Here is a 13,343-nt window from a genome sequence, read left to right as displayed (position 1 = left end):
ACCGTCGCGTTCGCGGAATTCGCATCCGGAGGCGCTGCGCCGGCCGGCGCGCGGATGGGGCGCGTGGAAGCTGCGGCAGGTCGCGTGGCCATCCTGTTCACCGGCCAAGGAAGCCAGCGCACGGGGATGGGGCGCCGGCTCTACGCGAGCCACGAGACGTTTCGCGCGGCCTTGGACGCCGTGTGCACGCACATGGATCCGCATCTGGAGCGCCCTCTGAAAGAGGTCCTCTTCGCCGAGCCGCCCACCCGTGAAGCGCAACTTCTGGAACGAACGGAGTGGGCGCAGCCGGCTCTTTTTGCGCTGGAGGTTGCGCTCTATCGGCAATGGGAGGCGTGGGGCGTGCGCGGACATGCCCTGCTCGGACACAGCGTCGGCGAAATCGTGGCGGCACACGTCGCGGGGATTCTGGACCTCTCCGACGCATGCGCCTTGGTGGCCGCGCGCGGGCGGTTGATGCAACGGCTGCCGAGTGGGGGCGCCATGGCGGCCCTGGAGGCGACCGAAGAAGAGACATTGCCGCTCTTGCAAGCCGAGGATGGGCGGGTCTCGTTGGCCGCGGTGAACGGGCCCGCGCAGATCGTGATCAGCGGGGACGAAGCATCGGTCGACGCGGTGTGCGCGCAGGCGAAGGCGTTGGGCCGCCGTGCGAAGCGCCTGCAGGTGGGCCACGCGTTCCACTCGGCGCGCATGGAGCCCATGCTGGCATCGTTCGAACAGGTCGCTCGAAGCCTCACGTACCGCGCGCCGCGCATCCCGGTGGCGAGCAACGTAACGGGCGCGCTGACTCGCCACGAGGAGATGGCCACGGCGGAGTACTGGATCCGGCAGGTGCGCGAGCCTGTGCGATTCGCCGATGGCGTTCGCGCGCTGGTCGCCGCCGGCGTTCGAACCTTTGTCGAGTGTGGGCCCGACCCGGTGCTCGTTGCCTTGGCAGCTGAATGCGCCGCGCAGGACGGCGTGGAGGGGGCCAGCTTCATTCCGAGTCTGCGCAAGGATCGCGACGAAGTCGAATCACTGGTTCGGGCCGTGGGAACGCTCCACGTCCGCGGGCACGCGCTCGACTGGGGGAATGTCTTTGCAGGCATCGGCGGGAGAAACGTCGACTTGCCGACCTACGCCTTTCAGCGACAACGCTACTGGCTCGACACCCCACCAGGAAGCGCCGCGCTGCAGAGCGCCGGCATGCTCGACGTCGGCCACCCATGGTTGACGGCAGCGCTGCGTCTGGCCGATCGCGATGCGTACGTGCTCAGCGGCCGGCTGTCGACCGCGGAGCATCCGTGGGTGCTGGACCACGTCGTGGCCGGTGCCGCACTGCTTGCGGGCACCGCGTTCGTCGATCTTGCGTGGGCGGTCGCCGGCGCGGTGACAGGAAGCACCGTTGCGGAGTTGGCGCTGACCACGCCGTTGGCGCTGCCGGAACGCGGAGCAGTGCTCCTTCAGGTCACCGTCGAGCCGCCCGACGCGAGCGGCAGGCGCTCCTTCGCGATCCATAGCCGCCCCGATGAACGCGATGGCCCGGCGTGGTCGCAACACGCAATGGGGATCCTCGCTCCGGCGGCGCCCATGCCCTTGGCCGACGTGGACCTCACGGCGTGGCCTCCCGCCGATGCGCAGTCGCTGCCGATCGAGGGGGAGTACGAACGGCTCGCGCTTCGAGGTTACGCGTACGGTCCGGCATTTCGTGGTGTGCGCGGGTCGTGGCGTGCGGGGCGCACGCTGTATGCGCGGGTCACGTTGCCGGACACGGTCGTCGCCACGGCGTCGCGTTTCGGTTTGCATCCCGCGCTGTTCGACGCCGCCGTGCAGGCCCTGACCCGCGCCGCGAGCCAGGAAACGACCTCCGGCGACGAGCTCGTTCTCCCATTTGCTTGGACGGATCTGGCCCTTCACCGAGCGGGGGCGACCGATCTGTGGGCGCGCATCGAATTGGACGAGGCCGGCGAGGGCGCTCCGATGGTCGCGTCGATGTTGCTCGCCGATCCCTCGGGACGGGTCGTCGCGACCACGGGAGCCGTGCGCGGGGCGCCGATCGACCCTCGCTGGGCGAAGGCCGGCACCCGGACGGAGCCGCTGTACCAACTTGCGTGGAACGAGGTGGCGCTGGCCGAAACCGAATGGCTCCCGGACGAGCACGTCGTGCTCGCGGGCAATGGGCAGCTGGCCATCGTGTTGGGCACGGGGAACGCACCGACACCGCGAAGGCTCGTGCTCGATCTCACGGCACAGGACGACGGCGCGGTCGTAAGCACAGCGCATCGCTTGGCCGGCGAAGTCGTCGCGTCGCTTCAGAGCTGGCTCGCCGAGCCTCGCATGCAGACCACGGAGTTCGTCGTCGTGACCCGTGGCGCGGTGGCCGCGGCGCCGGACGATCGGGTCGACGGGCTTGCGGCGTCGACGGTGTGGGGCCTTCTGCGCAGCGCGCGCATGGAGCACCCGGGCCGGACGATCCGCGTGGTGGACGCGGGCATCGAAGACCTGGAGTCGCAAGCGTCGCTCTTGCGTCGAGCCATCGCGGCGCACGCCGAACCCGAGCTGGCCCTGCGAGCGCATCGCGCGCACGCGCCTCGGGTGCGCGCGCTGGCCGACGGCGTCGAAGGCATCGCGCCCGTACGCTGGGCGGGCCTCGATCCGAACGGGACGGTGTTGATCACGGGAGGCACCGGCGAGCTCGGGCGCGAAGTGGCCCATCACGCGGTGACCGCCTATGGCGCGCGCCACGTGGTGCTGACCTCGCGCCGCGGGGGCGATGCGCCGGACGCGGGTGGGCTGGCGGAGGCGTTGCGCCTGGCGGGCGCGGAATCCGTCCAGAACGTTGCCTGCGATATGGGCGACGCGGCGGCCGTGGCGAACTTGGTCGCGGCGCTCGAAGCCGAGCGACCGCTGACGGCGGTGTTTCACCTGGCCGGCTTGCTGGACGACGGCGTCTTGACGCATCTCACGCCCGAACGACTCGAGCGCGTGCTGCAACCGAAGGTGGACGGCGCCTGGCATCTGCACGAGGCGACGAAAGGCGCATCGCTCTCGGCCTTCGTGCTCTTCTCGTCCGCGGCGGGAACGCTGGGGAGCGCGGGGCAGGGGAACTACGCCGCCGCGAACGTGTTCCTCGACGCCTTCGCGAGCTTTCTGCGGGCTCGCGGTGTACCCGCCAAGAGCCTCGCCTGGGGGTTGTGGGAGCAGGGCGGCTTGGGAATGACGGCGCACCTGGCCGCAGCCGATCTGGCGCGCATGAAACGCGAAGGGATGCTGCCCATGCCGGTATCGCACGGCCTGCGGCTGCTGGACCGGGCGCTCGATCGCACGGAGGCGACGTTGATCCCCGCGAAGCTCGATCTCGCGGCGATGCAGCGCGCGGCGACCAAGGCGCGGCACGTGCCCAGCGAGGCGTCGGTGTTGCGCGCGCGGCTCGTGGCGCTATCCGCGGCGGAGCGCAGGACAGCGTTGATCGAAATCGTGCGCACGGAGGTTGCGCTGGCGTTGCAGCTTCCTTCCCCCGCGGGGATCCTTCTCGACAAGCCGCTCAAGGACTGGGGCCTCGACTCCCTCATGTCCGTCGAATTGCGAAATCGCCTCGGCGCACGCATCGGGAGCACGCTGCCGGCGACGCTCGCATTCGACTACCCGACGCCCAGAGCCATTGCGGCGCATCTGGAGGCCCTGCTGGACATCCCCGCCACAAAGGTTCGCGCGGTCGAAACTCCGCGCGCCTCCAAGGCCGTCGCCACCATCGACCCCATTTCGGTGCAGCACATCGACGACGACGCACTGCTGAAGCTCGCCTTCGAATCGACTGGAGAACCACAATGAAAGAAGACGAGCGCCCGTTTCGCCGCGCCTTGGAGAAAACCGTCGTCGAGATTCACCGGCTCAATCGCGAGCTCGCAGATCTTCGCGGCAAGCCGAACGAGCCAATCGCCATCGTCTCCATGGCGTGCCGATACCCGGGCGATGTGAGTACACCCGAGTCGCTTTGGAAGCTGCTGGCGGAAGGGAGAAGCGGCGTGGGACCCTTCCCGCAAGGGCGCGGTTGGGATCTCGAGCGGCTCTACGATCCGGATCCCGATGCGGCGGGCAAGTCGTTCACGAAGCACGGCGGCTTCCTCTACGACGCCGACCTCTTCGATCCCGGTTTCTTCGAGATCAGCCCGCGCGAGGCCGAGCGGATCGATCCGCAGCAGCGGCTTCTGCTCGAGTGCACCTGGGAGGCGTTCGAGCGCGCCGGCATCTTGCCTCATACGCTCGATGCGACCATCACCGGGGTCTTCGTCGGCTTGATGTACACGGAGTACGGGCTGCGGTTGCTCAACGAGCCCGAGGCGCTCGATGGCTACATCGGAATCGGCAGTGCCGCGAGCACGGCCTCGGGGCGTATTTCCTACACCTTCGGATTGCGCGGACCCGCGATCACCGTGGACACGGCGTGCTCCTCGTCGCTGGTATCGCTCCACTTGGCGTGCGCGTCCCTTCGCGCAGGCGAATGCGAGCTTGCGCTCGCCGGTGGTGTCGCGGTGGTGGCGTCACCGGCACCGTTCATCGAATTCAGCCGCCAGCGTGCCCTCTCGGTGGACGGGCGATGCCGCTCGTTTGGCGCCGGTGCGGATGGCGTGGGCTGGGCCGAAGGCTGCGGCGTGCTGGTGCTCAAGCGACTCTCCGACGCCAAGCGCGATGGGGATCCCGTGCTGGCGGTGCTCCGCGGCTCGGCGGTCAATCAGGATGGCCGCAGTCAGGGGCTGACGGCACCCAACGGTCCGAGCCAGGAGGCGGTGATCCGAAGTGCGCTGGCCAGGGCGGGGCTCTCGGCCGCCGACATCGACGCCGTCGAAGGGCACGGGACGGGCACACCGCTGGGTGATCCGATCGAGGCGCAGGCGCTGCTTGCGACGTACGGTTCGGCGCATACCGCGGAGCGGCCGTTGTGGCTCGGGTCGATCAAGTCGAACTTCGGGCACGCGCAGTCTGCGGCGGGTGTGGCCGGTGTGATGAAGCTCGTGCTGGCGCTTCGGCACGCCGAGCTCCCGAAGACGCTGTACGGCGAGCCGCGTACACCGCACGTCGATTGGTCGCGCGGGCACGTTGCGCTTTTGAACGAGGCCGTGCCGTGGCCGCGCACGGATCGCCCGCGGCGTGCGGCGGTGTCGTCGTTCGGCATCAGCGGTACGAATGCGCACGTCATCCTGGAAGAGCCACCTCTGGACGCACCCGCCGAGCTGGAGTCTTCGCGATCGCTGCCGCCGGCTTTCCCCGTGCTCGTGTCGGCCAAGACGGAGGCGGCGCTTCGCGGCCAGGCCGGGCGGCTGCGGGAACATCTCGACGCGCATCCCGACATCGCGGTCGTCGACGTGGCGTATTCCCTGGCCACCACCCGCTCCCAGTTCGAGCATCGCGCGGCGATCGTTGCCGGTGACCGTCTCGAATTGATGGCCGCCCTCGACGCGCTCGCCCAAGGGCGACCGAGCTCGAACACCGTGCTCGGAAAGAGCAGCGCGGTGTCGAGCCACGCGCACGCCGAGCCGCGACTGGCGGGCGAAAAGCTTGCCTTCGTCTTCCCGGGGCAAGGTTCGCAATGGATGGGAATGGCGCTCCCGCTGCTCGAGGCGTCGCCCGTCTTTCGCGAGCAGATCGAGGCGTGCGAGCGCGCGTTCGCGCCCCACGTCGATTGGTCGCTGCTCTCGGTGCTTCGTGCGCAGGGCGAGGGCAACGCTTCGCTGGATCGCGTGGACGTGTTGCAGCCGGCGCTCTTCGCCATGATGGTCGCGCTGGCCGCCGTCTGGCGATCGCTCGGCGTGGAGCCGGACGCCGTCGTAGGTCATAGCCAAGGGGAGCTTGCGGCGGCCTTCGTGGCGGGTGCGCTCTCGCTGGAAGATGCGGCGAAGATCGTTGCGCTGCGCAGCCGTGCCCTCGTCGGGCTCGCGGGCCGCGGGGCCATGGCGGCCGTGGAGCTCGGAGTTGCCTCGCTGCAGAAATACATCGAGCCGTTCGGCGATCGCATTTCCATCGCCGCCATCAACAGCCCGCGCGGCAGCGTGATCTCGGGCGAGCCCGACGCCGTCGATGCCTTGCTGGGCGAGCTCGCGGCTGCGCAGGTGTTCGCCGTGAAAGCACGGGGCGACTACGCTTCGCACTCCTCGCAGATCGATGCGCTCGAAGAGGCGCTGCGGCACCAGCTCGGTGGGGTGACGCCACGTCCGGGAACGTTCGCGATGTACTCCACCGTGACCGGCACCAAGCTCGATGGCGCGGAGTTCGATGCTGGCTACTGGTACAGGAATCTGCGTCAGGCCGTCCGCTTTCAAGAGGCCACCGAGGGGCTGCTCGCGGACGGTCACCGTTTCTTCATCGAGATGGCGCCCCACCCGGTGCTCACCGTGCCGCTGCACGAGACGCTCGACGCGTTGCAGGTCGAGCCCATCGTGGTTGGTTCGCTTCGCCGCCACGAAGGGGGCCTCGGGCGGCTTTTTCTCGGGCTCGCCGAGCTTTGGGTTCGCGGCTTCCCCTTCGACTGGAGCGCCTTTTTCGCGCCATTCCGGCCTCGCCGCATCGACCTCCCGACGTACGCGTTTCAGCGTGAACGATATTGGCTGCCCACGAAGGCGCACGCGGAGCCCGAGTTCGCCGCAACCGAGCATCTCTATGCGATCGCGTGGCGCCCCGTCCCATTGACGGACGCGCCGACGTCCGAGCCCGTGGGCGAGCACGTCCTGCTCGGGAGCGATCGCGATCTCGCGGCCGCGTTGGGAGCGCGTTGCACGGGCACGCTCGACGAGCTTCTCGCCGAGCCGCAGCTGCAGCCGCACGCCGCGGGGCCGCGCCGTCTGACGGTCGACCTGCGCGCGCAGAGCGGGGGCGATCTGCCGACCCGCGTGCACCGAGCGACGGGAGAGCTCTTGGTCCTTCTGCAGCAATGGCTGTCGGCTCCGCGGCTCGTGGACACCGAGCTCGTGATCCTCACGCAGGAGGCTGTGTCGGCGGGCACTACGGCCGCTGCGGATCTCGAGCATGCCGCGCTTTGGGGGCTCTTGCGCACGGTGCGCAATGAGCATCCGGACCGCGATGTTCGCGCCATCGACCTCGACGCAGCGCTTTCGAACGAGCTCCTACGACGTGCGCTCGAGGCGGACGCGGAACCCGAATTGGCCCTCCGCGGAGGCGTGGCACTGACACCGCGTCTCGTCCCGGCACCTCCCGCGGCAAGCGATGGCTCGGCGGGTTTGCGTCTCGATGTGCGCGGGACCGTGCTCATCTCCGGAGGGACGGGCGAACTCGGAGCCGAGGTTGCCCGTCATCTGGTGACCGCGTACGGCGTGCGTCATCTGGTGTTGACTTCGCGGCGCGGACCCGACGCGCCGGAGGCGGGGGCGCTGGCCGAATCCCTGCGCGAGGCGGGCGCTCGGACGGTGCAGCTCGTCGCGTGCGACGTGAGCGATCCACGTGCCGTCGACCAAGTGGTCTCGGCCATCGGCACGGATGGAATGGAGCCCCCGCTGACGGCGGTGTTTCACCTGGCCGGCCTGGTCGACGACGCCGTGGTCGGCCGGCTGACGCCGGAGCAACTGCACAAGGTGCTGCGTCCGAAGGTGGATGGCGCATGGAACCTGTACGAGGCAACCAAAGGCGCCGCGCTTTCGGCCTTCGTGTCGTTTTCATCGGCCGCGGGGACCTTGGGCGGCCTTGGGCTGGGGAACTACGGGGCGGCCAATGTCTTTCTCGACGCGTTCGCAGGGTACCTGCAAGCGCGCGGCGTGCCGGCGAAGAGCCTCGCGTGGGGCTTCTGGGAAAAATTCGGACTGGGCCTCCCCGCGCAGCTGCCGGCGACGAGCGTCGGGCGCTTGAAGCGATCCGGTATCGTGCCGATGTCCTCCCGCGAAGCGTTGGGCCTGTTCGACGCATCGCTCGAGCGGGCCGACGCCGTGCTCGTCCCGACGGCGCTCGATTTCGCCGCGTTCGCCCGAGCCGTGCGCGACGGCGCGCACGTTTCCTCGCTCTTGCGCGGCCTCGTTCGCGATCTGCCCGTGCGCGGTGCGGGCGCAGGGCATCGCCTACCGGAAAACGCTTCGTCGCTGCGCGCACGGCTTTCGCGGATGCCCGAGAGTGAGTGGGCCGCGGCGGTTCTGGACATCGTGCGCAGCGAGGTGGCCGTCGTTCTTCGCCTCCCCGGTGCAGCGGCGGTGCCGCCGGAGCGGCCCCTCAAAGAGCTGGGCATCGATTCGCTCATGAGCGTCGAGCTGCGCAACCGCTTGGCCGCGCGCAGCGACACGAAGCTGCCGGCCACCCTCGTGTTCGATCACCCGACGCCGCATGCCATCAGCCGCCTCCTGCTCGCGCGCGCGGGTGCACTCGATCCTAACGCCGCATCGGAGATGGGCGCTTCGCGCGAAGCCGCGCAACTCGGCCATGCACGCTTGGCCGAGCCGATCGCCATCATCGGCATGGCGTGTCGATACGCAGACGGCATCGACAGCCCGCAGGCCTTGTGGACTCTTCTCTCGGAGGGGCGCGCTGCGGTGGGACCTGCCCCGCGTGAGCGCGGCTGGGCGCTCGAACGCTTCCTGACCCGCGATGCGACGTCCCGCGGTCAGGGCGGGTTTCTCCACGATGCGGACGACTTCGATGCCGAATTCTTCCGAATTACCCCGCGTGAAGCGCGGTTTCTCGACCCGCAGCAAGGGGTTCTTCTCGAGTGCGCGTGGGAGGCGCTCGAGCGCGCGGGCATCGTCCCCGAGATACTGGAAGGAACGGCGACCGGCGTGTTCGTCGGCCTGGTCGGCGGCATGGCCCGGATCGAGGCGGGGGGCGATGCAACGGCGGTATCGACCGAAGGCTACGCCTTGACGGGCAGCGCCTTGAGCACGGCGTCGGGGCGCATCTCCTATGCACTCGGTCTGCAAGGGGCGGCGTTGACGATCGATACGGCGTGCAGCTCGTCGGCGGTGGCCGTGCACCTCGCAAGCACCGCCCTGCGCACCGGCGAATGCGATCTCGCGCTGGCCGGCGGCGCGACCATCATGGGGAGGCCCGAGATTTTCGCCGAGTTCGAAAGACTCGACATCCTCGCGCCCGATGGCCGATGCAAGGCCTTCGGTGAGCAAGCCGACGGCGTTGGATGGGGCGAAGGCTGCGGCATGCTCGCGCTCAAGCGGCTTTCGGACGCCCAGCGTGACGGTAACCGGGTGCTGGCGCTGATCCGAGGTTCGGCGGTCAATCAAGATGGTCGCAGTCAGGGGCTCACCGCGCCCAACGGCCCGAGTCAGGAGTCGGTGATCCGGCAAGCGCTCGCCGCGTCGGACCTGACCGTCGCCGACGTCGATGCCATCGACGCGCACGGCACCGGTACGCGATTGGGCGATCCCATCGAGGCCAACGCGTTGCTCGCGACCTATGGGCAGGGGCACACCGAGGCGCAGCCGATGTGGCTCGGCGCGATCAAGTCGAACGTGGGGCACACGCAAGCCGCGGCCGGCGTGGCGAGCATCATGAAAATGGTGCTGGCGATGCAGCACGATGAGCTTCCCAAGACGCTCGGTGCGGAGACCCCGTCGCCGCACATCGATTGGGCCCAGGGGCACGTGCGGCTGCTCACCCAGCCCGTGCCTTGGCCTCGCGCCCACCGCCGGCGGCGTGCGGCGGTCTCCTCGTTTGGTATCAGCGGGACCAACGCCCACCTAATTCTCGAGGAGCCGCCGGAAGCCATTCAGCCTTCTCCCTCGGCTTTGGCCGCGCCTCCGTTTCTGCCGATCCTCGTTTCGGGGCGCGATGCCGCTGCGTTGCGGAGGCAGGTGCAGCGCCTTGCGGCGCACATTCGCGCAAACCCTGGGCATCGGCTGGTGGATACGGCGGCGAGCCTCGCCACCACGCGCAGCCACATGGCCGCGCGCTTCTCACTGCCGGTCTCCGCGGACGCTTCGTCCGACGAGGTATGCGATGCGTTGCAGTCGTTTTCCGAGGGAGGGCTCGCCAAGAACGGTGCTTGGCTCACGCCCGCGCAACATCGCGCCGGCAAGCTCGCCGTGCTCTTTGCAGGACAAGGGGCCCAGCGGCCGGGCATGGGGCGCGGCCTCTCCGAGGCGTGGCCCGTGTTCCGCCGTGCGCTGGACGAGGTGTGCACGCACCTCGAGCCGCATCTCGAAATGCGGCTGCAGGACGTCCTTTTCGACGCCGACGATTCGCCTCGTGCGAGCATGGTTCACGAGACCGGGTGGGCGCAACCGGCGCTGTTTGCACTGGAGGTCGCCCTCTTTCGGCAATGGGAAGCGTGGGGCCTCGCGCCCGACGTGTTGCTCGGTCATAGCCTCGGCGAGATCGTCGCCGCGCACGTCGCCGGCGTGCTCGACTTGCCCGACGCGTGCGCACTCATCGCGGCGCGCGGGCGGTTGATGCAAGCGCTCCCGCGTGGCGGTGCGATGGCCTCCATCGAGGCATCCGAGGAAGAGGTGCGTGCGTGGCTCGAGCCGTACGACGGACGGGTATCGCTGGCCGCCATCAATGCCCCGCGACAGATCGTGGTCAGCGGCGACGAGGATGCCGTCGACGCGATCGCTTCGCACGCCAAGGGGCTAGGGCGCCGCGAACGACGGCTCTCCGTGAGCCACGCGTTTCACTCGGCGCGCATGGAACCGATGATCGAGGCGTTCCGCGCGGTCGCCACGCAGCTCACGTTTCACGCGCCGAGGATTCCCATCGTGAGCAGCCTCACGGGCGAGCGCGCGGAAGCCAGTGCGTTGACCTCTCCGGAGTACTGGGTCCGTCAAATGCGCGAAGCCGTTCGATGGAGCGACGGCGTGCGCACACTCGAGAACGAAGGGGTCACGACCTACTTGGAATGCGGTCCCGATGGTGCGACGTCCGCCATGGCCTCGCAATGCGTGACCCGCGCGGGGAGTGCTCCGGCGTTCGTGTCGAGTCTTCAAAAGAGCGGGGACGAGTCACGAAGGCTCGTCAGCGCCGCGTGTGTGGTCCACGTTCGCGGTCACGCGCTGGATTGGCGTGCCTTCTTCGCGAGCTCGGGCGCGCGCCCCGTCGAGCTGCCGACGTACGCGTTCCAGCGCCGGCGTCAGGCCACCCCCGAAATGGCGCGCCCCGCCGGAGTCGTCACGCGAACACCGGTGCATGTGAGCGCCGACCATCCCTCGGTTCGCGGCCACGTGATCGGGACGCAGACCATCTACCCCGGTGCAAGCTACATCGATCTCGCACTCCGGTCGGCGGCGGAGGCGGGGCACGCTTGCGACCGGATCGCCAACGTCGCCTGGTTTGCCCCGGCGGTCGTCCCCCTCGAAGGACTCGCCTTGGACGTCCAATTGCGACCCACCGCCGCGGGCGTCGAATGCGAAATCACGAGCGGCGAACCGAATCGGCGCGTGGTTCACTTTCAAGCCTCGCTCGAGGGCGGCAGCGCCGATCGGCCCTCCGCCGTCGACCTTCGACGCGTCGTCAGCGAATGCTCCGAGCGCCTCGAACGCGGCGACGTATACGGGCTCTTTGCGAAGTCGGGATACCACTACGATGACGCGTTTCGGTCCGTCGCATGGCTCGTCAGCAATGGGAACGAGGTCGTGGGGCGCGTGGAGCTCCCCGCGGAGGAGAGAGCCCCGGGCGACTACCATCTTCAACCGAACCTCGTCGACGGTGCGTTGCAGACCATCGTCGGGCTTCGACCGATGCACGCGCCGTCCGCGGCGGAAGGATTCAATTTCGTCCCATCCGCGATTCGCTCCGTGCGGATCTTCGGACGCCTTCGCCGCGCCGCGTACGTGCATGCCACGCGACAGGGTAAAGCCCACGGTTCGCCATCGTTCGATGTCCAGCTCCTCGCTGAAAACGGAGATCCCATCGCGGCCGTCACCGGTCTGACCTTCCGCAAGCTTCGCGGCGGCAACGGTCACGCGAATGGCAACGGCGCTGCGGCCGTGGAAGCTGCCCAGACGGAGAGCGCACACGACGTGCTGTTCTTCTCTCCGGCATGGGTCGCCGAGAAGCCGGTCATGGCGGCTTCCGTCAAGGGCGACATCCTCGTCTTCACGAACGACGACGCGCAGTTCAGCGAGCTTCGCGGGCTTCTTCCGTTGTGCCGGCTCATTCAGGTTCGGGCGGGGACCGACTTTCGCTGCGTCCGCCCTTCGGCGGTGTACGCGGTGAGGCCCGACAGCCAGGAGGATCTCTCCCGGCTTTTCACGGAATTCGACGAGGCGCGCCCTTCTTCGATGCGTGCGCTCTACCTCTGGGATCTCGCACGCCGGCCCGATGCTTCCTCGGCAGCCCCGAGCGATCACGGCGTGCCGGCGACGCTTCGTTCGCTCTTCGCCCTCTTCAAAGCGCACATGTCCGAGCGCCGCAGAGGAATGCCGTTGCTCTACGTGACCTCGTCGGCCCAGGAAGCGGCGCCCGCGAACGATGCCGTGCTCGCATTTCTGCGCACCCTGAGGACGGAGAATTCGACATACGCGAGCAAAGTCATCGCGGTCGCCGATCCGAGCCATGCCGGACGCGCCTGCGCGACGGAGCTCGGACTCCCGGCGGGGAGTGACATGGTTCAACACGAAGGAGGGACACGGCGCGTTCGCAAGTTGATTCCGCGCGAACCCCGAACGACCGCGTTCGAACCGACTGGTCCCTTCGTAGTGACCGGCGGCGCGGGCAAAATCGGTCTCCTTCTGGCCGAGATGCTCGTGCGCCAACACGGGGTCGACGTGGCGCTCATCGGCCGCTCTCCGCTGGACGAAGACCGCGCTCGGATCGTCGACGGCATCCGCTCGGCCTCCGCGCGGGCGCATTATTACGCGGCCGATATCGGCGCGCGGCACGACGCCGAACGCGTGATCGCTGCGATCCGCAAGGACCTCGGCCCGATCCACGGTGCCGTCCACGCAGCCGGTGTCCTTCGCGATGGCTTCTTCGTCAAAAAGACGCGAGAAGATCTGGAGGCCGTACTCTCGCCCAAGGTCCAGGGCGCGATTCATTTGGATCACGCGCTCCGCGACGACCCGCTCGATGCATTCGTCCTGTGCTCCGGGCTCGCCGCGATCGTGGGGAACCAAGGGCAATCGGACTACGCGGCCGCGAACGGATTCCTCGACGGATTCGCCGTGCATCGCGAAGGGCTTCGGCGGCGAGGTTTGCGTCGCGGGCGAACCCTCTCGATCAATTGGCCCTTGTGGGGAGGGGCCGGCGGGATGGGCGTTCCCGAGTACATCGAGGCCGAGCTCCGAAAGCGCGGCCTCGTCCCTCTCCCAACGAACGACGGCGTCGCCGCGTTCCTGCGCGCACTCTCCATCGACGAACCGCAAGTGGCGGTCGTCGCCGGAGAGCGAGTCGCCGTCCAGCGCCTCCTGCGCCCTTGGCTTTAG

2 protein-coding genes (1 of these 2 only partly in view) are annotated in these 13,343 nt (G+C 68.8%); both read left to right on the top strand.

The window, feature by feature from the left end; genetic code table 11:
• A protein-coding gene (locus LZC95_25745) for a type I polyketide synthase (protein ID WXB00206.1) crosses the window boundary here: on the top strand, window positions 1–3,810 show its 3' portion. It extends 1,611 nt beyond the left edge of the window; 3,810 of the gene's 5,421 nt are visible here — the last part of the coding sequence; the start codon falls outside the window, past its left edge; it ends in the stop codon at window positions 3,808–3,810.
• Window positions 3,807–13,343, top strand: coding sequence for an SDR family NAD(P)-dependent oxidoreductase (locus tag LZC95_25740; GenBank protein ID WXB00205.1), 9,537 nt, complete (start codon window positions 3,807–3,809; stop codon window positions 13,341–13,343). The genes LZC95_25745 and LZC95_25740 overlap by 4 nt, the downstream gene beginning before the upstream one ends.

This window comes from Sorangiineae bacterium MSr12523, from assembly GCA_037157775.1.
Classification (GTDB): domain Bacteria; phylum Myxococcota_A; class Polyangia; order Polyangiales; family Polyangiaceae; genus Pendulispora; species Pendulispora brunnea.
The sequence above is the reverse complement of the archived record's forward strand: the minus strand, read 5'-3'. Positions and strand labels throughout refer to the sequence as shown.